31 protein-coding genes and 3 pseudogenes are annotated in these 25,529 nt (G+C 44.4%); 7 read left to right on the top strand and 27 right to left on the bottom strand.

The genetic code is table 11. The features are described 5' to 3' along the window. Positions 1-10 precede the first annotated feature (10 nt). Complete coding sequence (locus LBPC_RS02510; protein ID WP_016364952.1) at positions 11-496, top strand: PTS sugar transporter subunit IIA; 486 nt, start codon at positions 11-13, stop codon at positions 494-496. 142 nt (positions 497-638) lie between these two features. Next, positions 639-1,426, top strand: a protein-coding gene (locus tag LBPC_RS15100; RefSeq protein WP_099973804.1) for an IS5 family transposase whose coding sequence is annotated in 2 segments (ribosomal slippage) — positions 639-906 and positions 906-1,426 — 789 coding nt in all. Because the reading frame shifts where the segments join, the coding sequence is not laid out codon by codon here. 390 nt (positions 1,427-1,816) lie between these two features. Here LBPC_RS15100 and LBPC_RS02495 read toward each other — a convergent pair. The 10 genes and pseudogenes from LBPC_RS02495 to LBPC_RS02445 all read right to left on the bottom strand — a co-directional run. Next, positions 1,817-3,208: a DUF3991 domain-containing protein gene (locus LBPC_RS02495; RefSeq protein WP_003589449.1), complete on the bottom strand. Its 1,392-nt coding sequence runs from the start codon at positions 3,206-3,208 to the stop codon at positions 1,817-1,819. 44 nt (positions 3,209-3,252) lie between these two features. Beyond that, entirely contained in the window at positions 3,253-5,460 is a 2,208-nt protein-coding gene (locus tag LBPC_RS02490) for a relaxase/mobilization nuclease domain-containing protein (RefSeq protein WP_003661663.1), read from the bottom strand. Then, a complete protein-coding gene (locus tag LBPC_RS02485; protein ID WP_016363316.1) occupies positions 5,432-5,833 on the bottom strand; it encodes a MobC family plasmid mobilization relaxosome protein in 402 nt (133 codons plus the stop codon). Before LBPC_RS02485 ends, LBPC_RS02490 begins: the two co-directional genes overlap by 29 nt. Positions 5,834-6,079: 246 nt before the next feature. After that, the gene (locus tag LBPC_RS02475) at positions 6,080-6,355 is read right to left on the bottom strand and encodes a hypothetical protein (protein ID WP_003589454.1); all 276 of its coding nucleotides are present in this window, start codon (positions 6,353-6,355) and stop codon (positions 6,080-6,082) included. Between the two features lie 87 nt (positions 6,356-6,442). Beyond that, a pseudogene (locus LBPC_RS02470) lies at positions 6,443-7,416 on the bottom strand (ArdC-like ssDNA-binding domain-containing protein). A gap of 17 nt (positions 7,417-7,433) precedes the next feature. Continuing rightward, positions 7,434-8,579, bottom strand: a complete 1,146-nt coding sequence (locus LBPC_RS02465) for a hypothetical protein (RefSeq protein WP_032781066.1) — start codon at positions 8,577-8,579, stop codon at positions 7,434-7,436. A gap of 35 nt (positions 8,580-8,614) precedes the next feature. Then, positions 8,615-8,845, bottom strand: a complete 231-nt coding sequence (locus LBPC_RS02460) for a hypothetical protein (protein ID WP_003661658.1) — start codon at positions 8,843-8,845, stop codon at positions 8,615-8,617. Positions 8,846-8,862: 17 nt separating this feature from the next. After that, positions 8,863-9,387 (bottom strand): hypothetical protein, encoded by a 525-nt coding sequence (locus LBPC_RS02455; RefSeq protein WP_003661657.1) that lies wholly within the window; start codon positions 9,385-9,387, stop codon positions 8,863-8,865. 13 nt (positions 9,388-9,400) lie between these two features. Next, positions 9,401-11,878 carry a CHAP domain-containing protein gene (locus LBPC_RS02450; protein ID WP_003661656.1) on the bottom strand — a complete coding sequence of 826 codons (2,478 nt, stop codon included), beginning with the start codon at positions 11,876-11,878 and terminating at the stop codon, positions 9,401-9,403. Beyond that, positions 11,868-12,608, bottom strand: a pseudogene (locus LBPC_RS02445) (VirB4-like conjugal transfer ATPase, CD1110 family); the annotation flags it as partial. The gene LBPC_RS02450 and the pseudogene LBPC_RS02445, both read right to left, overlap by 11 nt. Positions 12,609-12,666: 58 nt before the next feature. Between LBPC_RS02445 and LBPC_RS02440 the strand changes: the two are divergent. Continuing rightward, on the top strand, positions 12,667-12,942 hold the full coding sequence (locus LBPC_RS02440; protein WP_003566536.1) for a transposase: 276 nt from the start codon (positions 12,667-12,669) through the stop codon (positions 12,940-12,942). Next, positions 12,939-13,802 carry an IS3 family transposase gene (locus LBPC_RS02435; RefSeq protein ID WP_003663214.1) on the top strand — a complete coding sequence of 288 codons (864 nt, stop codon included), beginning with the start codon at positions 12,939-12,941 and terminating at the stop codon, positions 13,800-13,802. Before LBPC_RS02440 ends, LBPC_RS02435 begins: the two co-directional genes overlap by 4 nt. A 375-nt stretch (positions 13,803-14,177) precedes the next feature. Here the strand turns inward: LBPC_RS02435 and LBPC_RS02430 are convergent, their stop codons facing one another. From LBPC_RS02430 to LBPC_RS02375, 11 genes and pseudogenes are all read right to left on the bottom strand, one after another. Beyond that, on the bottom strand, positions 14,178-14,825 hold the full coding sequence (locus LBPC_RS02430; RefSeq protein ID WP_003661653.1) for an Ntn hydrolase family protein: 648 nt from the start codon (positions 14,823-14,825) through the stop codon (positions 14,178-14,180). A gap of 346 nt (positions 14,826-15,171) precedes the next feature. After that, positions 15,172-15,971 (bottom strand): IS5 family transposase gene (locus LBPC_RS02420; protein WP_371859054.1). Its coding sequence is split into 2 segments (ribosomal slippage): positions 15,172-15,692 and positions 15,692-15,971, totalling 801 coding nucleotides; the frame shifts between segments, so codons are not numbered across the junction. A gap of 247 nt (positions 15,972-16,218) precedes the next feature. Continuing rightward, entirely contained in the window at positions 16,219-16,662 is a 444-nt protein-coding gene (locus tag LBPC_RS02415) for an ArpU family phage packaging/lysis transcriptional regulator (protein WP_010493154.1), read from the bottom strand. A gap of 514 nt (positions 16,663-17,176) precedes the next feature. After that, entirely contained in the window at positions 17,177-17,509 is a 333-nt protein-coding gene (locus LBPC_RS02410) for a hypothetical protein (RefSeq protein WP_016383959.1), read from the bottom strand. A gap of 69 nt (positions 17,510-17,578) precedes the next feature. Further along, entirely contained in the window at positions 17,579-17,866 is a 288-nt protein-coding gene (locus LBPC_RS02405) for a hypothetical protein (protein WP_003661650.1), read from the bottom strand. An 11-nt stretch (positions 17,867-17,877) separates the two neighbouring features. Further along, positions 17,878-18,614 (bottom strand): annotated as a pseudogene (locus LBPC_RS02400) (hypothetical protein). 1 nt (position 18,615) lies between these two features. Then, positions 18,616-19,038: a hypothetical protein gene (locus tag LBPC_RS02395; RefSeq protein WP_003597560.1), complete on the bottom strand. Its 423-nt coding sequence runs from the start codon at positions 19,036-19,038 to the stop codon at positions 18,616-18,618. 46 nt (positions 19,039-19,084) lie between these two features. Continuing rightward, positions 19,085-19,603 (bottom strand): 3'-5' exonuclease, encoded by a 519-nt coding sequence (locus LBPC_RS02390; protein ID WP_003574016.1) that lies wholly within the window; start codon positions 19,601-19,603, stop codon positions 19,085-19,087. Then, positions 19,603-20,427, bottom strand: coding sequence for an ATP-binding protein (locus LBPC_RS02385; protein ID WP_003589925.1), 825 nt, complete (start codon positions 20,425-20,427; stop codon positions 19,603-19,605). The genes LBPC_RS02390 and LBPC_RS02385 overlap by 1 nt, the downstream gene beginning before the upstream one ends. A gap of 14 nt (positions 20,428-20,441) precedes the next feature. After that, positions 20,442-21,188 (bottom strand): DnaD domain protein, encoded by a 747-nt coding sequence (locus LBPC_RS02380; RefSeq protein WP_003589923.1) that lies wholly within the window; start codon positions 21,186-21,188, stop codon positions 20,442-20,444. Further along, entirely contained in the window at positions 21,181-21,495 is a 315-nt protein-coding gene (locus LBPC_RS02375; protein WP_003661649.1) for a hypothetical protein, read from the bottom strand. The genes LBPC_RS02380 and LBPC_RS02375 overlap by 8 nt, the downstream gene beginning before the upstream one ends. A 180-nt stretch (positions 21,496-21,675) precedes the next feature. On the opposite strand from LBPC_RS02375, the gene LBPC_RS02370 reads away from it, so the two are divergent. Beyond that, positions 21,676-22,221, top strand: coding sequence for a hypothetical protein (locus tag LBPC_RS02370; protein WP_003586921.1), 546 nt, complete (start codon positions 21,676-21,678; stop codon positions 22,219-22,221). Here LBPC_RS02370 and LBPC_RS02365 read toward each other — a convergent pair. Beyond that, positions 22,204-22,407: a hypothetical protein gene (locus LBPC_RS02365; RefSeq protein WP_003572201.1), complete on the bottom strand. Its 204-nt coding sequence runs from the start codon at positions 22,405-22,407 to the stop codon at positions 22,204-22,206. The two genes, LBPC_RS02370 and LBPC_RS02365, sit on opposite strands and share 18 nt — an antisense overlap. A gap of 84 nt (positions 22,408-22,491) precedes the next feature. Then, a complete protein-coding gene (locus LBPC_RS02360; protein WP_003572199.1) occupies positions 22,492-22,848 on the bottom strand; it encodes a DUF771 domain-containing protein in 357 nt (118 codons plus the stop codon). A gap of 65 nt (positions 22,849-22,913) precedes the next feature. On the opposite strand from LBPC_RS02360, the gene LBPC_RS02355 reads away from it, so the two are divergent. After that, positions 22,914-23,165: a DUF1883 domain-containing protein gene (locus LBPC_RS02355; RefSeq protein WP_003572196.1), complete on the top strand. Its 252-nt coding sequence runs from the start codon at positions 22,914-22,916 to the stop codon at positions 23,163-23,165. On the opposite strand, the gene LBPC_RS02350 is transcribed toward LBPC_RS02355, so the two are convergent. Both LBPC_RS02350 and LBPC_RS02345 read right to left on the bottom strand, forming a co-directional pair. Further along, positions 23,158-23,337 carry a hypothetical protein gene (locus tag LBPC_RS02350; protein ID WP_003572193.1) on the bottom strand — a complete coding sequence of 60 codons (180 nt, stop codon included), beginning with the start codon at positions 23,335-23,337 and terminating at the stop codon, positions 23,158-23,160. The two genes, LBPC_RS02355 and LBPC_RS02350, sit on opposite strands and share 8 nt — an antisense overlap. Next, on the bottom strand, positions 23,338-24,096 hold the full coding sequence (locus tag LBPC_RS02345) for an ORF6N domain-containing protein (RefSeq protein WP_003661647.1): 759 nt from the start codon (positions 24,094-24,096) through the stop codon (positions 23,338-23,340). A 60-nt stretch (positions 24,097-24,156) separates the two neighbouring features. Between LBPC_RS02345 and LBPC_RS02340 the strand changes: the two genes are divergently transcribed. After that, positions 24,157-24,990 carry a TIGR02391 family protein gene (locus LBPC_RS02340; protein ID WP_003572188.1) on the top strand — a complete coding sequence of 278 codons (834 nt, stop codon included), beginning with the start codon at positions 24,157-24,159 and terminating at the stop codon, positions 24,988-24,990. Here the strand turns inward: LBPC_RS02340 and LBPC_RS02335 are convergent. Beyond that, complete coding sequence (locus LBPC_RS02335; protein ID WP_003572187.1) at positions 24,961-25,161, bottom strand: hypothetical protein; 201 nt, start codon at positions 25,159-25,161, stop codon at positions 24,961-24,963. The two genes, LBPC_RS02340 and LBPC_RS02335, sit on opposite strands and share 30 nt — an antisense overlap. A gap of 41 nt (positions 25,162-25,202) precedes the next feature. Next, on the bottom strand, positions 25,203-25,451 hold the full coding sequence (locus tag LBPC_RS02330; RefSeq protein ID WP_003574003.1) for a hypothetical protein: 249 nt from the start codon (positions 25,449-25,451) through the stop codon (positions 25,203-25,205). Positions 25,452-25,529: the final 78 nt, after the last annotated feature.

The raw sequence follows: 25,529 nt of genomic DNA, 5'->3' as shown, positions 1-25,529 counted from the left end.
AGGTGTAATGATGTTTAATTTATTTGGAAAGAAAAGGGTACCCTTGGCGCTTGCAGCCACTGCCAATGGAAGAGTCAAGCCTCTTTCTGAAGTGACCGATCCGGTTTTTGCTAGCGGCATCATGGGAGCAGGTTATGGGATCGACCCCGCCAGTGATCGTATCGTCTCACCAGTTTCAGGTAAGGTGACGATGATAGCGAACACGTTGCATGGTATTGGGATCCATACTGAAGAAGGTTTGGATGTCCTGATTCACATGGGGATCGACACAGTTGAATTAAAAGGTGTGCCCTTCACCATCTCTGTGAAAGTGGGCGAGCGTGTTCAGTCTGGACAGGATCTTGCAACGATGCAGCGATCGATCGTCGAGGCTTCGGGAAAAAGTACAACGATTATTGTTGTGGTGACCAACAGTAAAGATTTAGAACTGGCGGTCGAAGTGAATGATGGCGCGATTGAGGCAGGTGAAGTGGCAGCGGTTATTGAACTGCTGTAATAGAACGCACTTTTTAAATATTGGTTCCAGGCCAGGGCTATCCACTACTAGTTCTGGCCATTTTTATGTACTGTAGGTTAAGAACCTGTCTAGTATCTGCTGAATCTGGTAGAATTGTGGAAAACCGACTGAGGAGTTTGTCATGCCAGATTATCCAAGCAATATTTCTCGAGCGCAATTTGCGTTAATACAACCTGATTTAGAAAACTTCCGCAAGCATACAAGACCGCGTCGTTATGATCTTTATGACGTATTCAATGCCATCCTTTACTCGCTTACTACAGGGTGTCAATGGCGTGAATTACCGCACGATTTCCCGGAATGGCACACTGTCTACCGCTATTACGATATGTGGCGAGATAAACCAGACCCGACAGCTGATTCGCTATTAGAAAGGCTTTTAAAAAAACTGTTGCTTCCTATCGCTTTGCACAGGGCCGATCGGCCCGAACGTCGTTTGTGATTGTTGATGCTCAAAGTGTTAAAACCACTGATTTAACGAAAAATAGTGGCTACGATGGCGGCAAAAAGATTTCAGGGATTAAGCGTCATATGGCGGTTGATATTAATGGTTTACCACAAGCCATTCTCGTGACACGAGCTAATGTATCAGATCGTTCAGGTGCATTGGCTATGTTTAGTTTGGCTAGCCAAAATTTAGAGCTGGTTCAGCATGTCATGGTTGATGGTGGCTACACTGGCAATGACTTTGCGGATCAGGTGAAGCTCATTTTGAATGCTAAGACGACGGTAGCTAAACGCAACGAGTTGCATATGTTCACGGTGTTACCGAAACGATGGATCGTTGAACGTTCATGGAGTTGGCTAGATAAATGTCGGCGACTTTGGAAAAACTGTGAACGTGCCCTTAACAGCAGTCTTCAAATGGTTGTATTGGCCTTCCTGAAGATAGTTCTTAAAAGATACTAGACAGGTTCTCAGCATCGGACAAACAGGCACCTCCCTTCACTTAGATTTTGGACGTCTTTCATAGGCGACCACCTCTTTGTGATTGGATTTGCCAACCGTCATTAACTTTTCTGCTAATAATATTATAGCACATAAACGGCTATATTCCTAGAGCCACAAGGGATATGGCCGTTTTGGTGTCCGCGGGTCTGCGAGCTTTTTGGCTTAACGTTAGTCGGCCAAGGCCGAGGAGCGTGGGGCGCCTGCCCCGCCCACGCGCTCTAGGCAACGTACTACGTCGTCTCATATAGCCAATCAAGTTTCTGTTAGGTAACGGACGAGGGAAACCACCTCGTCTTGTTACGTCGAGACAAGGGACGCCAAAAAGCTCGCAGACCCGATAATAGAAAACTATCGCTCCAGCGCTTGATCATAATGCTTGGGTGCAATTCTAAGATTGGCCGTCACTGCCCTTTCTTTTGCTGCTGCTATTTTTTGATCCAAGGTCAAACCTTTGCTCTTTGAACGCTCATGGATTTGTAGTCGATCATTCCAATCCTTTGGAACGTCCTGAACCACCTGAAAATCTCCGTTTTGGTATTGCCGCGCAACTCCTTTGATTCGGCCGACTAGGTTGTTACGAGCCGTTGATGCTAAATCAGGGGCATGTTGCTTAAAGTAGGCTTGCCAATCGATACCGTTCGATTGTAGATACGGCTTGAGCTGTGTGGCAATTTCAGGTAAGTCTGCAAAAGAGCCTTTGGTAAGGGCATCCTGATAATGATAGCCGTTTGCTATACCGTGACCGGGCTGTAAATTGACGGCGACTTTCAGATACGCCATCAAAGCGACGGTAGGAATGGCTGCCTGCTTTGCAGCACTGACAACTGGTGCTAGACACTCGTGTGGAATTGCTTGGTCAGCTGGGATTAGACTCGTATACGGCACACTCGCTAAAGCATGTTCAGCCCGCATCTGGTCATAAAAGACATGACCACTCGGGTCATTGTCGACCCCAAAAGCAATCTCTGACGGCCCATGACCAGTTTTCTCGCAGAAATAAATCAGCCCTTGTTTGACCGTATTTGGCTTCAAGCCGTCCATCGACATCAACGTGACGTGATTCAAGCCACGATGCAGTGACCAATAACTCAGGGCATCAATCGGCGCCTCAAACATTAAAAGCCGTTCAGGCTTGCCTAGTGACAAATTGAAGCCAAAGTTTTCTTGTGAGTTTTTGGCAATTTGCTTGAAGGTACCCCGTTTACCCAAATGCTCATGGTCAATTCTCGTGCCTTGTACCGTTGCCCCTACGATTTTGTCATTCCTTGACCAGACAAAGATGGCATTGCCATGCTCGTCTTGTTGGATAAAGCCTTTGCGATGCAGTAAGTCCACAATTTGTGGATCAAGTTTCCGAACCGTCGTTAGATACTTAGTGGCCTGCTCAAAGTTAGGACTATTTTTAAAGTTGTATTGAAACGGCTCACGAACCTTATGCGTGATAGTTTCAGCTCGCTCTAAAGCTGCATGATTCAGATACGCAACTGCCTCGCGAAAACTGCTGATGCCTAAATAATGCTGCACAAAATCTAATGCACCGCCACCAACATCGCGACTATTCCAACGGAAGAGATTCTTCTTGTCATTAATGACTAATGAGTCATGTTCGACCCCACGCCAATAGCCATTGGACTGTTGCACTAGGGCAATGCCATTCGCTTCGGCAATCGCCACAATGGCAACGTGATTCGCGTGGTCAATCGTTGCTTTACTGAGTCGTTTCTGTTTGTTTGTGACCATCTCGGTTAACTCCTTTCTGCATCAAAAAAGGACGCCTAGGCGTCCTATCGTTCAATATCATGATGATGTTGCTGTTCTTGCCCTTCCTGGGACGGTTCACCTTGTAAATTGTTCATTAATTCAGCAATGTCCTCCCACTTGTTGACCATGATGGTTTGCTGCTTGAGACTTTGTTCTAATGACCGTAGGGTTTTTTCTTGGTCTGTGATGACACTCGCCATTTCTTCGTTAATCAGTAGTGGGTTAAAGTCTTGGTTTTGCAAATGTAGCACGGCGGTTTGATACATATTTATTTCATGTTGGTACTTCCTAGTGAGCCGGTGTTGCTCATTTGGTGAAACGTCCTCTAATTTGTCAATAATTGGTTGATATTGGTTGCGGGTAAAGATGAACTTTGCTAAGTCGTTGTAGGTGGTAATCTTATCGTGAAGCATTTCAATTTTCTGCTGCACGTCATGGAGCTGCGCTTTGACCGTTGTTACCTGCCGGCCTAATGACTGACGGTCAGTGATATGGTTGGCTCTCAATTCACCAAGCGTGGTTGACAAGCGCTTCACGTCAGCTTGCTGAGCTTGCATATATTGACGTTGCCGATTGGCTATTAACCAACGTCCTAACACCGGCTGCGTTGACTTTAATGCAGGTTTCAACGCGGCTCCTGTCAAACTAACTGATTTTGGTTCTGGATCGTTCAACGTAGCAAAGGGCGTTGCATTGTAGTGCCAGCGATTGCCAATTTGCACGGTGTACTGGTGATGCAACCGGTCATAATTTACGGCGTCATTAGGGATAAAGACCCGTTCATAACCGGCATCAGGTAGCGTAATCGTTAGTCCCTTGTCAGAGTGACCAAAGACAGCTTGAGGAGGAACTTTTACCAGTTCAGGATTCAATCCTTGATCAAGATCAATCGCGTGTATCAATGCCTCACCACGGATTGAAACAGCGCGTGGCCGTTTTCCTGATTGATCCGTTAATGTGTAGTAATAATTGGCTTGTAGCGCAACTTGCAAATGATCAGAATCACCGCGCAATTCGTAACGATTCAAGTGAACTGTTAGCTGTCCTTCATTAGGCACTTCTAGTTGAACCAAAGCCCCCTTTTCATCAACACTTAGCACCTGATCCTCAGACAAGTCCATTAAGGTTTCGGTGTTGGTCATCTTCGACTTGGTTTGTTCCTGATACTCGGCTAAAACATCAGGAGCTGCCACCTTTGTTTTGAGAGCATTGGGGTCATGCCAATGCTCATTCATATAGTTTAGTTGGTAGGCAGGGGGTAGAAGTTCCGCGGGCATTTTAGTACCATCATGAAATGTGAATTGATAGCTACCATTGCGCTGCCGTTTGAGGGTAACATCATGTTCCTGTTGCAGCATGAAAGTTAAATCATCAAGGCTGTCACACATACCATAGACATCATCAATTAAGGCCATCAATCGTAGTTGATTGTCAGCATTCTCAGCAGTGGTTGTTTTAATACCTTCCGACGTGTATGAACCAATATCAGATAGACTTTTGTCGCGAATATTGCGCTGCTGGTCAGGCAACCGATACCCCCTATCTTGACCACGCTTCGTTGTCGTGATTTCTAGCTGTTCACATAGCTGGTCAAACATTTCCGGTGATGTTGCACGAGACGCAACAAATCGCAGTCGGCGACGCAACTCCGCACGGAATGATTGGTGAACATCCTTATCGTGAACAAAGCCATTTTTATCGAGTTGTTCATCACGTCTTAAGGACACGGACAACCCATGCTCAGCGGTCAAACGATTACTGATTTCCTTGATCCGATTAGCCGTGATGTAAGGTTGACTCCGGAACTTCTTTAAGGTTGTCATCGAGTATGCGTTAAAGATGATGTGATTGTGAATATGATCTTTGTCAACGTGAGTCGCAATGACAAACTGGTAATCGTTGCCAAGCAGTTCGCGCATGAGTTGTAAACCGATCTCGTGAGCCTCCTCCGGAGTGACGTGATCGTCTGGCGAGAAAGACTGAATCAAGTGGTAGCTTTTGGCTGCTTGATGTAGACGCTGACCACCAACGTGACGACCACCAACGCGCTCGTAGTTACCGTTGTATTCGTGCGACATATTAGCTAACATTTCAAACTCAAACGCAGCAAATGGAGGAGCACAATGGACGCCTTCGACCAACTCACCATCACGAGTTTTGAGTGGGTCACTGATGTACTTGATTGCATCCTTGGTTGAACGGTTAATCGGGTGTATTTTCGTGATTGCCATTTAAGACCACCCGTTCATAACGTTGGACAAGATCAAGACGATGCAACAAGTTGTCATTGATGACTGTAAAGAGGTCGTAGACTTCATTTTTAACCTCGGCCATATCTTCTCCTGTCACCTTTTCAGTTTCGTTTGCACGATGAGCAATTTGATTTAAGTTATTACCGATTCTCGATAACTGCTCGAGCATCTTTTTCGTGTTCGTGAACTCAACATGAACCATCTTGCTAGTTAGCAACGAGTTGCGTGCAAAAGTTGTAAAGGGCGGGTTGCCTGACTTGGTAATTCGGAGAGTTAAGAAGTTGAGTTCATCGTGTGACAATGTCACATACTTACGTTCTGGACGTGATCTGTTACCTGCATAGTTTCCCATTTTCGATTCACTCCTTGGTTGTCATTTATCAGTGACGCAGCTTCGAAATTGAAGGTTAAAAAAGAGCACAATCTGTGAATTCCAGATTTTGCTTTTTTGATGTTTTTCTACTGTCGCGAGATTTGCAAGTGTACGTACACTTGCGATAAATTGACTCATCATCAGCTCCGCTGATAGTCAATTTTGTTTTGGGGGCACGCCCCCAATCCCCCGTTATTTTGAAGGGGTCTGCGACACCCTCCAAAATCAAAGTTCAAACCCTTCTAAGTTCTTATTTTGGCCTAGCCATTTCTGATATTCTTCGACCGAAAGGTCGCTTAATTTTCGGATCGTTTCGTCGTAACATTCGAGGGTAAATTCTTTCTCAATTGGATCTGTGATACCCGTCAGGTCATTAGAAATATCATCACGTACTGTTTTAACCTTTTGTAGAATTGCCGGTGGTGTATCTTCGCTCACAGACTTGCGATGAAGCAAGATAATGTCACGATCAAATTCGTTCATTTCATCAATGGTTTTCATGTTGGTAATTCCTTTCTTGGGTGATCAAGGGCTGGAGAAAAGCAAGGGCTGGAGTGTCCTCTTGAGTGAGAGTATTCAACAAATGGGTTAGCGTGTTTTCTCCTGCGTTGCTTGCACCAGCCCTTGCTCTTTTTTTGCGATGTTTTCCGTTGTCGCAATGGTTTTAGCGCGTTCTATTTTTTGATCAAGCGTCAACGGTTTCTCACGAATCTTTTCAAGGTTTTGATCGACGGTTTTATTGAATTTTTCGGCGGTGGATTGGATACGCGTTAAGCTTTTGGAGAGCTGGGAAAATCCTTATCTTTCGACCAAACAGCAAGGTAAGGGAACGTGTAATCACTCGTGTCAATTCCCAAATGTTGACAAACGATAAACGCGGTACTTTCAGCTTCCAATTCCATGGTTGAACGATCCAATTTTAACTTGGGATCACAATGTAATTCACTGTGCGCGAGTTCATGAATCAGCGTCTTAATGGTTTGCTTCTCGCTCATACCGGAACGCAATTGGATTTCTTTTTTGCGTGGGCGAGTAACACCCTTGGTTTCGCTGCTTGGCATCTCATGGCTAAAGCCCACATGAAAGTCAGTTGCTTGAACAAGTTTGCTATAAATAGTGGCATAATTTGGTACTTCACCAGTCAGCTCATGTGTGAACATTTTGATAGGCTCACCGCTGGTCTGAGAGTAATCAAAGACAGCCGCCGGTCGGCAGAATACCCTGGTCTCTTTTATGCGTTTGATGGTGCCATCAGGTTGCCGAATTCTCTTTTCGTACTTGTGTTCACCACCCGCCAATATCCTGATACCTTTTTCGTGTTGATTAACTTGTCGATGGTACTGATTTTTCCATGTGTGATACCCCGCAACAAAAGTGGCATGTGGGTTCTGTAAATAGATGAGTAACTGGTTTCTGACACTGTATTGATGAAACCCGCTGATGAACTTTAAATACTCTCGATACTCGTCAGTAGAGAAGACTTTTTTGGCGCCATCTTGCGCCAACGCCAGTAACTCTTTGGTACTCTTTGGTGGTTGTTTTTCTTGGCTTGATGTTGGCATCTTTATCACGCTTTCCTTTACGAATTTGGGTTGTTACTTTCTCCTAATGTGTTCAGAGCATGTTCAAACGTTTTAACGGTTTGCTTAGCTTGCTGACGCTTGTCTGCAGGTTGTTTCGGATCGCTTGCAATCTTGTTAAAAGCATCAATACCAGCCGCATACTTTTTCCCGACTTCAATCGCTTGGCTAATGGTTGAGTCCTTTAGTTTGTCGTTGATTTTTTGAGCTTTGTCGAAGTCCTTTTGCCGCACATACCCCAGCGCAATCACCTCTGATAGTGTTTTGCTCTTGAGCTGCTCGTTAATCAGCTCAGCGGCATCGAATTGCTTAGTGTGAACATAGGCAATGGCGAGTTTGGCTTGGCGCTCCTGAGATAGCGTCACACGATTACTCATCGCGATGACCTTTGAATAATCGTGTTGCAGGTAAGCAAGATCAAACAGTGTCTCAGCTTTTGGGTAGATACGTTGAAACTTAGCGAGTTGCTTCACGTTACTTTGATCTGTGAGGGTTTTACGCACATCGTCCCGTCGATTTGGATACAACTTGCCGGCTTGAAGATAATCCCCCTTCTTAATCAGGGAGGTGTAGCTTGGGGGGGCGTTGTACGCATCAACGACTAGTTTTGTTCCAAACAAAAAACCGCCTGCTATTATCAGCAAAACGGCAATGGTTATCAGGTGTTTGAGAAACGATCGGCTAACCCTTGTTAATGAAATTGAAGGTAATTTGATGGCATTTTGTTTCGGTTTTTTGGCAACGGTTCTATGTGATTGGTTACGTGTCCTTTTTGGGGTTGTATCAGCCGCTAACGAGTCGGTAGAAACAGGTTCAGATGCAGAATCCGGTTCAGTTTCATTCGCTACTGAAACGTCTGTTGCTGGTGGTGAAGTTACCTCTTGCCGCTGAGAAATTAAGTCTGTGATCAGATCTTCAATTTTCCCTTCAATCGGTAGCTTAATCTTGACGGAAAAGGCAACTTGGTCACGGTGATAGGCCGTGATTTGGCAGCTACCATGTTGCGCTAAATCAAACAGGTGATCACTAGCCGCTTGTAACTGTGCTAGCCCATCATCAAACGGTTGCGGGTCGGTAGCTAACGCGATCCCCTCTTGATTGGTAATCTTGATGGTGTCAGTCTCTTTATCTTTTTTCCGACCCACATCAGTCCCTCCCTTCCATGCCTCTTGTACGATCATTAATGAAACCTAGGGGCTTCATCATGGGTTTCTTTTTTAAGTAGCTTCGCAATGTCTTCATAAGTTAGATGGCTCTCAGATAACAACGCGTCAACCTTATCGGCTTTTAAGACTTTGAGATCACGCCTTGCGGCCGTCAATTGTTGCTGCACCTTTTTTTGCTGCTCTTCTAGTTCTTTGATCCGGTTCTCTTTACTCTTGATTCGCTTTTCCAGACTCGTACTTGCCATTATTGATCGCTCCTTTATTAGTCATGACTTGCCTGTGATTGATTGAGACGATATAGCGTGCACCCAATTATCTTTTGCTGCTTCATCGGCAAGCGCAGCACTAAATCGTTTTTTATTCTGTTGCCGTCGCTGGTGATAGTGTATGCTACCCGTGCCATTGCAATTGTTTCGGAACCTGCTTGTGTATAAGTGACCTCGCGATGCTGGTACGTAACCTTATAAGACAGATCCGGACCAACACCCGCTTTACCAATATTAGCCGGTGGTACGATTTGATCTGCTATTGCTTTGGTCGATAGCTTCTCAATTTGATCGTGTCGTTTTTGTTGATCCGCACGATATCCAACAACTAAATCCGCAAAAACAAGGACTCTTTTATCTACCTTTTTTGATTCACCGCCTGTTATTGCGTTCAAATGCGTTTTTGTTTCTTGTAAGACGCTTTGACTGTCCGACCAACGATACCAGCCTAAGACCATCAAAGCCGTCATTAGCACGGCATACAGTGGTAATAGCCAGTGACGCCATTTGTGTCCTTCCATCGTCTTCCTCCTTTTACCGTGGGTGAATATAGGTGTAAGCTCCCACGTTTCCTAACGTTTGCAAATTTGGCCCTGGTTGCTGCTTGAAGCCCGTTCCTCCCTGAGAGATGGTAATTGTCCCTTTATCCGAATCAACTGATTCTACATACGCCACATGCCCGTATACCGGGTCTGCCTGCCAATTACCAACCATTTGGCCTGCGGCAAAACTGACCAATGCCCCTTGTTGAGGGGTATGATCGACGCTGAATCCTGCGGCGGCTGCTGAGCTACCCCAGTCAGCACCATTGCCCCAGTTATTAGCAGCCCATCCGGATCTGGCTTTTGCCCACCACGTACACTGACCTACAGGATAAGAATTACCACCATTATGCAGCGTGATATTACCGATTGAGTCACCACTCTTGAATCCAAAAATGGCTAAAAGTTTGTTGACGTTGGGTACCCAGTTAAGATTCAGATTGTTAGGGTCATTAATGGCGCCAATAGGTGCATAGGCGGCGCCTAACTTCTGGACAGTATTCAAACCACGGGTAACAACTAAGTTATGCAACGTGTTCCGGGTGGCATCAATACCAGCTTCTAGCGATGGATAGGCAATGATCGTACCACCACTCATTTGACCACTAGGATTATTTGCACCACGAACCGCAGCACTTGTTCCCCATGAGGATTCTGTCCCCATAATTGCGGCAATAAGCGCCGGATTAACGCCAGCCTTTTTAGCTGCGTCGATTGAGTAACTTTCCTTGTCGACCAAAACACCGTTAGAAAAATACTTAACCCACGCGGCATGAAACTTGTTGGCGTCAAAGTCTTGACCCGTTAAATTGCCACCACTGGTCACCAAGCCATAAGTCGTGGCATACGTGTATTTCACATTTGGTAAAGCAAAGGCAGGATTTAATTCTTCCTCAATAGGTGGCAAAGGTGCTGAACTTACCACAACGGTTGAACTGGAAGCGGAGGAAGAGTTCTTTGAAGATAAACCTGGTGCCTGAGAGACGCTTTCTAAGGTGCTCGACGATGATGGTGTTGATGAAGACTCGTCTGGAGCGCTCTGCTGCGTGATTTTGATAAGCTGAAGAGTGATGTTCTTTTCGCTAGTTCCGATTTGATCTCCTTTCTTGATTTCCTGGTTTGGTTTAACCGTCACGGTTTTGAGCCCACCGGTCACGGTTCGTTTACCATCAGTTGCGATCGTCACACTTCCATTTGAACAGGCAGTCACTGTGCCGGACATCACGGCCACAATCTTTTTTCCAGTCTCGCTTGAAATCCGAATGTGATTAGACATGTTCTTTTGTCCGCCACGCATTCGCCAGGCGTACCGGTCGTTGACCATGATCGTTGCATTCTGATCTTCAAAGGGCGATCCTAGAATCTCTTGCGTTCGATATTGACCCACTTGACCCATTGCATCTAGCCGATCTTTATCATCTTGTGAGAGTGCTTTAGGATGGTTCTTCTCCCACTCATCAAAGCTAGACAAATTGACGGTCACAGTTTTTGAATCAACTGTGACCGACATCATTTGATCATGTAATTTTTTTATCTTTTGTTTGAACGCATCGTCGACTGTAAAGTCATCATATTTAATCGACAAGTAGGCCAACTCACGGTCAAAGTCCGAGATTAGTTCAATCCCATCTGTTGTTGCTTCCTGACCATTGATAATCAGTGAACGTCCGTTTCCGTCCGTGTTAGCCATACTGTCAATGACCTTCTTAGTGGCATCAGTGTCCAACTCCGTAATGTAACTGTAGGCGTCAGTTAAGGGCTTAGAATCGGCTGTCGTCGACATCGTAGGCACCAACCAGCCAAACATGGAACTCATCAAGGCGATCAGACCAAACACAAGTCCCACTAATAGGAGAATAGCCATCGACTTGATCACGACTGGTAGCATCAGAATGGCCTTTAACAGATGCCTGATTGAACTAATAGGATGACGCCACGAGAAGGTAGCACCCTTTAAAGCACGCTGCTTCATCATTTTTCTGACGGATTTACGGCTGTATGAAGTTTGAACTGGCTTACCTAACTTTTTTGCTAGTCGCTTGCCTTTACGATTCCTATGGCGCTTCAACCGGGCTTTTAAGCGGCTCCCTCCTTGCGTTGTCTTTGACAACGTTTGGTAGGTTGGATCGTTTTGCTCTTCATTTTGCTGACCATTGGTAGCTGCCAGTACGGTACTCTTCTTAGCCGTTTCAATCGCGCCATGTTGAAGCGCTTCTCTACTACGGTGCCGAAAGCGTTTGACCCAACTAGTCTGTTTCTTTTTATGCTTAGCGTTTTGTGCTAAAAGGCCACGCCTAAACTGCCCTTTTTTTCGGACAAAACGTTTGCCACCAAAGCCGCCAACGCTTTGTATGCGATATTTGTTACCGCGCAAGGCTTTCTTAAACCGGCTCGGATCACTACTGACTAAAGCGTCTTTAGGGTCATGATGCTGCTTATTAAGCAGCATGTCTTTCCAATTATTCGCCACTCACCTCGCCCCCATCCTCATGCAGTTTCTTGCGGGAAATATATTGCTCCATGTCCTCTGGTTTCGTGGACATAATCTTATAAAGCTTGGTCTTTTTCGGAAAGTCATTCTCAAATGGAATGACGGCGTCACCCGCAATCATCAAGCCATGGCCGGAGTCGGCATTGGTGATATAGCCTTCCTCCTGTTCAGACAGATGCAGCATTTCTGTGAGCTGATCACGGTCATTGGCAGCTTGGTCAAGCAAAAGCACAAATTCACTGTTAGACAACATGCGGCGGGCATTATCACTCAGTAGCAAGGTTTCAACGTTTTGCGTAATCCCAGTAGGCAACGCGCCCCATTTACGGGCACGCGACCACAGTTCAAAGAAGTAGTTAGATGCAAATTCATTGCTCAAGAGCAGCTGCATTTCATCAACGTAAATCCACGTCCGTTTGCCTGAGTTCCGGTTCTTTGTAATCCGGTTCCAGATTTGGTCAAGCACAATCAACATACCCATTGACCGCAGGTTCTTACCTAAATCCTTGACGTCATAGACAACCACTGAATTGTCGTTGTCTACGTTCGTTTGATGCGCAAAAACAGACAACGACCCTTCAATATATGGCTCAAGCTCAAGCGCAATTTGCTTTCCCTCTTCTTCGGGCTGTTGTTTAAGGGTATTTGATAGATCAACCATCGTTGGCATCGCTGTATGCTGCTCAAAATAGCGTTGATATGGGCTCCTATGCTGTAATTACGGACAAAAATAGTTTGTGCGATAATTGACAGATGAGGAATATTTTATGACCAATACAGCTATTCGCTACACCCCCGAATTTAAGCAAACCTTGATTGATCTTCATGAAAAAGGACACTCATTCAAAGAACTACATGAAGAATACGGTCCTTCCTTAGACACTATTCGCAAATGGGTTCAGGCGGCCACTGTCATTGCCATTGATCATCAAGGTACTGCTGTGACCAACGAACAGTTCAAGCAACTTCAAAAAGAAAATCGCCGTTTGAGGGAAGAACTCGATATTTTAAAACGAGCGGCGGTGTTGCTGGCAAAGCGTTGATTCATAGCGGCCGAAAGGCCGCTCTTTTTATGATTCAAGATCAATTGAGCCGGGGGCACCGCATCACAGTTATTCTCCGAGCGTTACGGATCCCTTCGAGTACCTACTATGACTGGTTAAGGTGGCATCCTAAGTCACGAAATCGCCGCCGAATTAAGCTTAAAGAGCTGGTTCAGGTTCTTTGGCAACGTCGAAAGTTTTACGGATACGTGCGGATTGCTAAACGTATTCGTAAATTACTTAAATGCCGCTTAAGTGACCGCACGATTTGGAAAGTCATGCGTGAATTGGGGATTCAATCGACAATGTATCGTAAACGCTCTAAAAAGCCTACCACAACCACTGACATGCCCCAAAAACCTAATTTAATGCGACACCTAGCTGACTTGTCTGAGGTCGTGACCACCGATATCACCTATATTCAACTGATCAACCAAAACTGGGTTTACCTTGCAACAGCGTATGATCCAAAAGCGAGAAAAGTCTTAGCTTGGCAAGTGGGTCAACAGATGACACAAGACCTCGCGGTCGCACCGATTCAAGCGTTAATTCACCAAGGTTATACTTTTAAGATGGTTCATAGCGATATGGGTAGTCAATATACCAGTCGTTTGTTTGAGACAACATTGACAGATGCGCACCTGCGTCACTCATATTCGCGCAAAGGCAAACCGGCTGATAACGGGCGGATTGAGGCCTACCATTCGCTATTGAAACGAGAATGGGTCCGGTTGGAGCAGATCAACTATGAATCAATTTTAGACGTCACTGAATCCATTGCTCGTTACAACACCTTCTACAATCATGATCGCGAGACCAACGGTCGCGGTGCTTGCAAAAGAAAGTCAGCAGCTGCATAAGTAACCGTTCAATAGGCGCACAGCCCTGGGGAAAGCACCAGATGTCAGGGCTTGTTTGTCGTACCTATGGCACGTTAAACAAGATTAAACGCTGATAAAAGATCTGATAATGCGTGAATTTAAGTGACAACCATACGCATTCGGCAGAACCGTACAATTTTTGTCCGGACCATTGACATTCTTGCCAGTCTTTTCTATTTGACTAGTTTGTTGCACTTGAATTGTAAATCCGTCGCATAAAAATAGCACCTCACCGTTTGGCGGAGTGCTCGTGTAAATAAAAAGACGCCGAAGCGTCAAAGCCAAATAATATCAACTTTCCCACCCGAAATCTCTGGGCATTGATCCCCGGCCGAGTCTAAAAACTCGGGTAGTTTAATTACCAGAGGACCATTCTTTAAATCTTCCGTTGATTCCGTCTATCCTCGCCCCCATCTTATGTGTATTAACTGATTTTCCCGAATCGATTTCTGCCACATAATCTTGCAATTTGCTTTGAACTATAACTATGTCACTATATGTTCTAATCTCGATTTTGTTGGTAATCGAGATGAACTCCTTAGTGACGGCATCTGGATTCACACCTGGAGGAGTCATAGTAAAGAACTTTTGCTCATTTTCCTCAGGCAAGTACTCACGTTGAATATAACCTGCGTCAGTTTGTCCAAATGCCAAAGCCATGATTTTGTTACCATTAACTCCGCAAATAACAACAATTTGATTTACGCAATTTCCATCTATGTCTTTTGCCTCCTTTAACGTTTCCTTAACAAACTGTTGGATCACATTTACGTAAAGTTGCCAGTTTAACTGAGCTCCGTTGCTTTGAACATGTAATCGCTTTATGAAGTCCTTTATTATGTCAGCAACTTGAGCGTTTCCTGTAGTTGCAATCAAAATGTTTGATTCGGCTAACATAAATTTTTTATAGTTTTCCCCAACCGTTTTTGCTCCTTGAGACATTCTTCCATCTGCCACAATTGAGCAAAAGTCTTTAGTCAAAAATCCAGAAATAAAGCTCATTTCTAATCACCTCAAAAAAATAGTACCCCAGCGTGAACTGGAATACTACATTGTGGTGATATCTGTGCTTCATATGTCTGCTGCTCGCTCTCCCAGTGTCAGATGGGGTCATCGCAAGCTGTGTCCGGTCGCTAAACTGGACAATGAGGCCGGTGGGATTTGGTCCCACAACATCTCGTTTCTTCGGCCTCGTTCTATGCCAAGCCGCTAGACATAGACGACAAATGCCATATCACACATTTGGGTATCCTAGCATTAGTCTTTTAACGCACCTCCTGATATTTTAAGCGGCACTTCTTTATCAGGTCGGGTTGCCAAAGTTCAGATTTTACGCCTTAGAGCCTGTTTAGTGTCTTTTGAGCATGAAGCGAAGAAAGGCTAACGTTATCATCATTGTACTAGTGTGAAGCTTGCGTTCGCAGTTTTTCCAGAGGCGACGGCATTTTTCTAGCCAGCCAAAGCTTCGCTCAATCACCCAACGTTGTGGGGTTACATGGCCATGCTTTAAATCACTTTGCTTGGCAATGATGACATCTGCACCGATGCTATTGCCAACTAAGCTGGCAAACTTATCTCCCGTATAGCCGCCGTCAACCATGATTCGCTGGACAAGGTCAAATTGATCTGCATGTAACATCAATAGCGAACTAGCAGCGTCACGATCAGATACGTCACCAGTGGTGACGTGAATTCCTTGGGGCAATCCTTGATTATCAACAGCTAATGTCCGTTTGATACCTTTAATCTTTTTGCCGCCATCATAACCTGAATTCTCTGCTGTGTCCGTGTTTTTAACACTTTGAGCATCCAGTATCAGGAACGAAGTTCTAGTTGACCGGCCTTGGCTAAATCGTAGGAAAGCGACAGTTTTTTTAAAACCCTGGTTAATAGGGCCATCTCGATTGGGTTCTCTTGTTTTGTCCAAAGCACCCAGTAATAATAAACAGTTTGCCACTTTGGAAAATCACTCGGGAGATCACGCCAAGTACACCCATTTTTCATGGTATACAGCATTGCACAAAAGACATCGTACAAATCAATTTGTCTTGGTGCAGTATGTTTCCGTGCATCTTCAAGATCAGCTCGAATGAGGTTAAATTGGTCACGCGTAATATCGCTACCATATCGATGGGTAAAAGTTCGCATAGTTAGCTCCAGTTTTTGTGCAAAGCATACCTGAAATTTAGCTATTCCGTAAAGACACTAAACAGGCTCTTAGTTTGGCAATGTGGCATGCGGGAATCGAAACCGCCTGACTATCTCAGCCAGTCCATTTGCCACGCCTTGCCACAGCTTTATCATCACTGAGGCTCGGAGGAAAAACGCGGTGTCTCAGGTTTCTCACCTTTGGCACAATAACATAATAAGGCAGAAAAGCGTGTTTTTTGTTGCATCATTGTTGCACGGATGTTGCATCTAGTTTCACTAGCGGACATATTTCAGCAAAAGCATAGAGAGCTTCTTGTGTTTGTCGCCAAAGGGTCGTTCGGTCAACATGCAAGTGAGCGGCTAACTGAAGGCTGGATTTACGTGTCGTCTTTGGAGTCAGATAGCTCTCAACTAAAATGATCCGGTAGTCTTCATTCTCTATAGATTCAATAGCGCCTTCACAGCACGCTATATAGTACAGCTCGTCAGCGTGCGATACGAGCTTGTCCTCGGCTTTATTTCCATAGCTAGGTGACTTAGGCATGCCGTCCATCACGGGACTTCTGAGCGCTATTTTGGTGCGTTGAGCGAGCCGCTTGTGATGCCAGTAGTTCCCCAAGACCTCTTTGGCGTTTTCAATTGTTTTATCATGATCAATTGGGCTAAAATATCTCGTTGCTCGCACCACTGCGTCCACTCCTTATGGTATGATTTGGTTGGGTTTGTAGGATAAGCGTGCCTTCGTGGTGCGCTTTTGTTTTTTGTGATATACCTGCTGTTCAAATAATTCGATTTGTTAGACTGAGTCGTCCTGTTAATCCAGGGCGACTTTTGCTATACTACCTTTGGAGATGCTTTCTTATGCGTGTTAACCTTATAAGTTGGGGGAACAATCTGATTCAAGCACCTCCCGCGCGTTGCTTATGTGACGCGCTTTTTGGTATACTGCATACGGAGGCCAACTCCTTTTAAATGATTCCATTTGCTATCAATCACGTGTACGTTTGGCCTCCAGAGCGCGTCAACACCCGGCGCGCTTTTTTGATGCTTTTAAATGTACTTTCAACATGTGCGTTTGCTATACTGTCATTGGAGGCCAACTCCTAATCTTTGATTTCATTTACTCTCAATCGTACGTCTGGCCTCCAGCGCGTCCCTCATCAGGCGCGCTTTTTATTTACATTGAATCAGGATTATTCCTGCTAATATTTAAGTTCGTTTGGATCGTCAATGTTGATTGGCAAGGTTAATACAATCCCGCCAGAAACTTCTGCAGCAGCTTCAGCGTCATGCCTTAGCACAAATAGTTTAGATGAATCAATTTCGATTGATGTATTAAATTCCTTGCTACATTTGCTGAAGTAAGATACATATTGCTTTTTGCCAATTCTGACGATGAAGACCGTGCTGCCAATTTGAACCGTCTTGCTGCGCCTATTGCTAACAAAATGATCAAAAAGCAGCCAAAAGAAGTATGCACATATGACTACAGTAATAACCGCGCAAATAAGTAGCTTTATTAATAACGAATTCATTTCATTTTCCTCTTTCCCAGTTAGCCCACGCCCATATTGAAGCAACTGCGATGAGCAAGATGACGGCAATCATTGCTTTGCTTCCAGCCTACGTCCGCACATCGGACAATAATTGATTGCAATCGGTTCATCAACCTCAGCATTATCAAATCCGACTGCGGTGCAGGTGTGTATTGCCGCATCATTTATTTTTTCAGGATGAACTCCGTCCCAACAGTTCCCACCAGACATACCTATTCGCAGAAAACTACCATCTTCTGCTTCAATAGGTTTATGCGGCTCTTGGCAATACTGACAGCTTTTCTGTTTCTTGGTTAAGGGGGTCGAATTCGACTCCCTTTCCACTTTATTAGCCATGTTATGTCTCCTTACGCAAGTACTGTCACGTGCTTGCTAAATTTTACAAGCTTCTCACTAAGGTATTCGGCAACAAGATCAATTGCTGTGTTCCGCCACGCATCACCGTCAGCACTAAAGAGCGCCAATTTTGGACCTTCATGCATCCGAAAGACAAAATCACTTTCCTGTTGCTCAACTTCCAGAAATGTACGATATGGCCGTAGTGAGATTGGATTCGGGACACCACCTTGCCAACGGATGCCACACCACTGCGTGCGGTTGCAACTTGGCTTACACCGTCATCAACCATCGTCTGTGCAGATTCGTCTTTAAGATTACCAACAAATTTAAGCAACACTTTGCCATCCTCAGTGGTCATGAACTGTGCCTGCAGTGCGATGATGAATGATTCCGAATCCAGCCATTGACCGTATGGGTAGCAGGGATGCATTGCCTTGGCCTTGATCAAGACTTCCCGGTTGCCAAAATCATCGAGCTCTCCTAATACGAATACGCTGTTCTCATCGACTACTTGCACAATTAAGGGACTGGCAGAACGTTCGCTGACCTTCCCGATATAATCGACAACTGCAGTCAATGTGTGAACTTGTAACGCTTCGTTTGCTCCATCATTTGGTCTAAATTCCCTTATATCACCGTTACCATTAATCAAAAATTGACGATTTTTTGTTTCGATAATTCGTTTACCATTTGCAGTAACTGCCTGTTCTGCTGTGAATTTAAGTGCATCTGCTTCTGTTGTCATATTAGTTGGCCTCCTTGGCGTTCTTGATTTTTCGGAAATCAATCGGTGCGTCTGTTACCTTATCGTCTTTAATTGGGATACCTTTGTCGTCTTTTAGCGTACTATCATCTGGGTCGAAGTATTCCTGCCCTCGTGTACCTGACTTTAACTCGTTCATTTCCATATATCCGTCCTCGCCACGTCCAAGCAATACATTGGTGGTGACACTGATGTCTGGTACTAGCGTTGTTTTGACATCGGTTGTAAGCTTAACGACTCCGCTATCGTCAGGCTTAAAGTTAAGCGCAATGGTAACTTTTCGTGCTTTGCTCTGATCAGTATTAGGATCAAGAATGTTATTGGTAACCTGGGCCAATGCCTTTGTCAACTTTTCTTTAATGGCCCCATCAGCCAGTTCGTTCAGATTCAAATTTAATTTATCCATAGTATTTCCTCCTACTTTTTCTTTGCTAAATTCAAGCTTGTTCTCCTCAAAATAGCTTTCCGTCTCGTGACTCCAATGCCTTGATAACTCCAAATGTCCTTAAACAGTCATCTAGCGCGTTGTGAGTACGGTTTACTGGTATGCCTAGAACATTCGCCAGTCCTTGCAGCGGAGGCGTAGCATTAAAGCTATACCGCTTTTCAACGATGTCTGCGATGTCGATAAACTTCCAGTTCTTGGGGATGCCATGTGACCCCTTTTTAAATGTTTCTCTGATGCGGCCCGCATCGCCTTCAATCGACCAGCCCACAATGTCAATCGTAGTTCTCATCCAGGCCACGTAGTCACGCACTGTTTGCTGCAGGCTTGGTAAAGCTAAATAGTCGCTGTATCGCATGTTACTTGTCCTAATGATGTGAAGCTGATCAAATTTATCTGGTGATGGAATGAATCGGTTGAACTGATCTGCAATGTGCAGACCGTCTCGAATTCTGACTGCTGATATTTGAATTGCTCGATTACTGGTTGAGTTAAACTCCGTGTCCATAATCACGTATTCTTTCATCAAGGCAACGCCTCTTTTCGCTGATCTAGGATTCCTTTAACGCCAAAGCTATTTCCTTGGCCGTGCTTGGCCATACGGGACATAGTTCGCTCGCCGTACCTCTTATTCAGATCTTGTCCGTGCAAATTGGTTGTCACGATAGTTGCTTTGTCTTCCCGCATTCTGAAAACATCATCAGCCGTCTGGCGTTCAAAATCACTACCACGCTCGGAGCCTAGATCATCGATCACAACCACATCAGCCTTGCCAATCTCATGCATAATTTTCTCGTTCTTCATTCGCACATCTTGTGCATTAGCACTCATGCCAGACTTGAGTCTCTGCATTAAAGCGTTCCAGTCAATAAAAAGGCATGTTTTGCGATAACCGGTCTTGGCCTGAGTATCAATTAATATGCCGTTAGCAATATGTGACTTGCCAACTCCTGTGTCACCGATAATCAATGCGTGTACAACCTCGTTACGGCATATTTTGTTAGACAAACCGACAGCGAAGAGTTTCAACTGCTGCTGTCCAAGGCTGCCATCTGTATGGAAGTTGTTGAAATCCTTTGCAATAATCGCGTCTGTACTAAATACCGAATAAGCTAGGTAGTATCCAACGGTGCGGTTCTTGCGGGCCTCTTTTTCCATATCTGGCGTGACGTTTTTAGGCTCCGTGGGTGGCTGTTTATAGCCACAATTCATGCACACTCCGGCCATTTTTTTACCGGTTACTTTGCTCAATCCCTTCGGGCGATACAAGAGGCTGCCACAATCGGGACAACGTTCAGCAAATGTTTCGATCGCTGCTAAACGTCCTTGATTAGTTTCAAGATTGCTCATCACACGCCTCTTCTCTACCAAGGTAAGTCTTCATCTTGGACATCCCCTTGGTTTTGATAAACGTCTGTAGATGCTTGCCGTGAAGTTGATTTTGACTTTTGGCGTTGTGTTCGTTGGGCTTCATAGGCCGTCACTGCCTCTAAACTAGTAAGCCTTAAGGATTCCCAATTTTTTAAAATGGCATTGACATAGCTATAACGACGCACGTTATTGTCAATTGCGTTGCTCATGGCCTGTTTGACTACCTGAACTGCCTGCTCGTCAGTTGAGCCAATCTTCTTGAAATCATCTACCCAGTACATGAGGTCTTCACGGTTCTTTGGGCTGATAAAACCAAAACCGTTTTTCTCCCAAAAATTAATGAGCTCCGGTTCCCCTAATGTTGTTGTATTATTAATACTTGTATTATTTTCTGGACAGTTTTCTGACCGGGGGTGGGTCAATTTTCTGACCGAGGGGGGTAAGTTTTCTGACCGAGGGGCTAAACTAATAAATCTTTGTTCAACCTCCTTACTTCCACTTTTATATTTGATGACTCTGCGGATATATGAATTGTCTTCGAGACACTTTAGCCAACTTTTGATAGTGCCGATGCTAACCGAATAGAGCTTTGCGAAATAGTCATTCGATGCCCAGCAGTAACCGTTCTTATTGGTGAGTGCCGTGATCTCGCCATACAAGAGCTTGGCTCCTTGTGGCAGCTGTTTGTCATAGCGCACACCTGCTGGGATGATTGCATAGTAACCAGGCTTCTCATTCATGATCGACACCGCCTTCATGAAAGCATTGATCGGCAATGTTTTGGCGAACATCCATTAAGTCTGCTTCGAATTTGATCATATCGAGTGATGTTTGACCCAAGATATCCATGTATTTTTTAAAGTTGTCTTTTAGGAACAGCCGGTCTTGAATCTTCTCACCATCGGTCATGTGAGGATCATCATCCCTGAATAGATCGCACTTGGTTTCTGCCCATTCTCTCAAATAATCCAAAAGGTACTGATCAGTTCTTACTTTGTATGCAAGTGATTCAAGACGGTCAAGTTGCTTGCCAATTTCTCTGGCCATTGTTTTACCTCATTTCTTTCTGTGATATAATGAGGTCAATCAATGTGAAACCTCATTTTTGGCCGTTAAGTGTGCTAGCGCTTAGCGGTTTTTGTTTTGCCAATTATTTCGTTGATTAAGCTGTGAATAGAGCATATTGTTTGCTCCCTTTTGTGCGATAATCACGAAGAGGTGATTAGAATGAATAAATACGAACTCTTTTCCAGCGTCGTACAAGCTCTGACTTCGATAGTGGCTGTTGTTCTATCAACAATTGCTTTAATACGAAGTTCTAAATCAGAACGTGATGCAAACAAGCCGTACATCGTTTCTTTTCTTAAAGTTGTCAGATCTTCGCAAACTACAATAATTTACCTAATGATCAAGAACTTTGGCCGAACAGGAGCAACAATCTTATCAGTCAAGGCTGATCCGGCTATTGACAGTGGGCAACTAAAGTTTGAAAACAACCCTTTTGAATTATTTTCTAATCAGCTGATAGCACCCGACCAGACCTATGCAGCCGTTATTTCAGTCAAAAACTCAGAAATTGAGTTAAAAACCAGAAAGTTTTCTTTGTCCATAACTTATTCAGATGAGTTTGGTAAAAAAGAAACAAAAGACTTTTTGCTTAACGCTGATGTGGCCACGTCCTTCGACCACATCACGCCGGTACCAACAAAAACAGATGAAGTAGCGAAATCCATTTACATAACGAGCGCGGAAAGACTATTTAATCAGTTTTAATTCAGCGTATTGATCAAGATCTATCAAGTCTAAAATTGCTTTTGCTTCCGCAAGATTGCTCGTATGCCTACTCAAAGTCGCCACAATACCATCAACTGCCATTTGAACATCATTGGCCGAAACACTAATACCATCGCCAAATATTGGAGAATATTTTTTGTTCAATTTGGTCTCCGGGCTATTCAATCCACTTCCTCCAATTTCCGCTGTGGCCTAAGCAGTGGCCAACGATCACGCCGAAGCCACCAGCAATTAGTAAATAACCAATCATTATTTACCCTTCTCTCTAAGCGACCTTGAAATCTCTGGGAACCATTTGTCTAAGAAGTCGAGCCATGGTTTCGGATGAAACAGATACCCCTTTTTGCCAGGCGGTGGATATGAAACCACGGTATCTTGCAAGAACTTGTGGAAGCGTGGGACGTTCAAGATATTGTTAACTACCCACGTGTTGTTATGTCCTTCGACATAGCTTGTTGCGGTGGTGAGCGTCCACATGCCTCGTGCTGCTAGCTTGCGTTTTAACTCTTGGTTCTCCTCAATCATCTTTGCCAGTTCTTCTTCTTCAACCGCTAAATACTTTTTGCTTGAAATCTGATCATCTTCAACAACCTGCAACAACGGCATGGCATTTTCTCCTTTCCTGTGATCGCCTCCTGACGGATAATGAAACCGAAAGGAGGTGAATCTTCATGGTGCAAGTCCCTTATTATGACAATCCGGGCGGAGCTCTAGCTGTTACAGTCGAACTTCCGCACGCTGCGAACGTTTACTTGGTGGATCAAGCAAACTTCAACGCTCACCAACGTGGTGACCACTTTACATATTTCGGAGGTCACTATGATGAGTCCCCAGTTACAATTCGGGTTTCTGGAGCTGGCCGTTGGTATCTGATTGCCGAAAATGGGTCAGGCGAACAATACCGTTACACCTGGTCTAAATAGTTGCGTTGTTCTGATAGTGAGACTTCACACGTGCTACAACTGATTCAAAGTTGGCAAATGTGAAGCCTTTTTGTTTGAGAAGATCAATGACCATTCCAGTTACTTGGTCTTCAACATCTTTGTCCTGTACTTTAACGACATTGGTTAACTTTTCCTTTGGGCGTTCATTCATTTAGATAGCCTCCTGTTGTTGGTCCTCCAATAATGAAATCTCGCGTGCTTTCATGAGAGTTGCTGTTGATGGCGTCCAATTCTGGATAAAGTCATCAGCCTTATCGAAGTCTTTCTTACGTAACTGTGTACGTGTCTTGATTCCGATGTAGTCATTTAGTCCGTGGTTAATATCTCGATAAAAGAGGCTGCGCTGTTTTGCGTTGAGTTTGCAGTGATGTACGTCCAGATAATTTGCAACAGCTCGATTGACTTGTTTGCTGATGTAGTTATATTCACCTGGTGCCAGCAAAGCCTTCTCTTCCAGATCAGTTACACGACCATCAAGCTTTTCAATCCGTTTTACAGTTCGAGTAGCAACTTCCGTGGTTAAAGCAAGCTTTTCTTCTGGCGTCTGTGGAAGCCGTGTTTTCGGATTAAAGTAGTTCTCCTCCAGACTGTCGAACATATCCCAAGCCTGCTCTGCACCAAGCATTTTTGAGTGACGTGCGGCGCCGCGGCGAGTCCAGAGATATAGAGCACTTGCATTTTTCCCAACGAACCCACAATTTGTCGGTTCGTTCTTGAATGCCCGAAGTTGCTCCCCTTTCAGCTTGAAGAAGTGCTTTCCTTCAATGAACTTATTCGAGTTTCGTTTAAAGTTCATTTGAACGACTCCAACAGTCGTTCCGTACAATTCTGCAAGTTGTTCGGTGGTCAGTACACGCTGGCCGTTTTGTTCAATTGGTTGTGGTTCATTCAATGCGTTTCCTTCTTTCATGAATTTTCATAGTTTGCTGCCCTCCGTCAGTGGGATAATAGTTCATAAGGAGCGAATGTAATGTCCAAACCAATTGATGCCGTAGCTGTTGAAAATATATCTAAAATCTTGGGAGAATATACGACTGGGCCCAAAATCACCAAAATGTTTTCTTTGCTTGGATTTTTCGATTATGATCTTCAAAGACAAACTGACAATCAATGGTTCAAAGCGTCTACCAAATGGCGTCGTTTAGACGAAACAATTAGGCACGAGTGTAATGCTTCACACAATAGTCGCCCCTTTTTTAGAGCCATCCAGTACATTGCTCGACCTCAAGACTTTATTTCAAAGCCAGAAGAATGGGGCCGCCTACGATATGAGATAAATGAATGCCTTATTTTTTATGGTTATTGTTTGGATGACAGTGGAAGAATCGCATCAGCAAAAACCGCGACTACGTTTTCTGAAGCCCAGCTACGCTTAAAAACTCTTAGCGCTCGACTTACAGAACTCAATGTTCACCCTCTAGTGATGAAATTCTGCAACGAACAATTTCTTCAAGGCGACTACTTTCACGCCATCTTCGAAGCAAGCAAGGGTGTCGTTAATCGAATTCAGCAACTTTCAGGCATACAAAAAGATGGCAATAGTTTGGTAAGCACCGTGTTTTCGGACAAGCAACCAATACTCGTTATTAAGGGCAACATGCTTGCAACGGAAACCGACAGAGACATATATTCCGGATTACGTAACCTTCTTAGAACCGTAATATTTCTTTATCGAAATCCCAAAGCCCACACCCCTAAGATTTACGATCCCTCCAGTGTCGATGATGCTGTCCAAGCGTTTGTTATCATGTCCGCAGCACAGACAATGCTTGATTCAGTTGTTAATGTCAGAGACTTCCTCTAGCCTTGTTGCCACCAGAAGGCCCAATACCGCCATCCCAAGGATGCTAACTTGGAATGTGGCTTTTGGGTTTCTTTTTTGTAGTTCTTGACTAACAGCAGACTCAAATAGATCTAACGTTTTGGACGTAACCACTGGAAGCTCATTGCGAATTGCATCAATCGGCTTGATCATTTATCTTCCTCCCTATTCCACATGAAGTTTGATTAGCCCGTTCATACCGTCATCTTCTTTTGCTGTGACTGCTTATATTTGACATATTCAATAGCTCGCTTCCAACGGTCTTTGTCGATCTGATTAGCAGTTAATCCCTGACCGTCAGTCATCTTTTTAACCAGAATTGCCATTACCTGATCACTGATACCGAGAAATTTCGCAATGTCGAGCTGTGACAAATTCAAATGTAATAAGTAGCCTTTCCAGTCATTACGATTAGCAGTCCAATTGAGCTGAACGTTTACCATGTACTCACCTCCCTTACATTTAAAGAATCAATCAAGTTGTTGCATTAATTTATCACGAGTGGTAAATTAATGGCATAG

The organism is Lacticaseibacillus paracasei subsp. paracasei, assembly GCF_000829035.1.
GTDB classification, from domain to species: Bacteria; Bacillota; Bacilli; order Lactobacillales; family Lactobacillaceae; genus Lacticaseibacillus; species Lacticaseibacillus paracasei.
The sequence above is the reverse complement of the archived record's forward strand: the minus strand, read 5'-3'. Positions and strand labels throughout refer to the sequence as shown.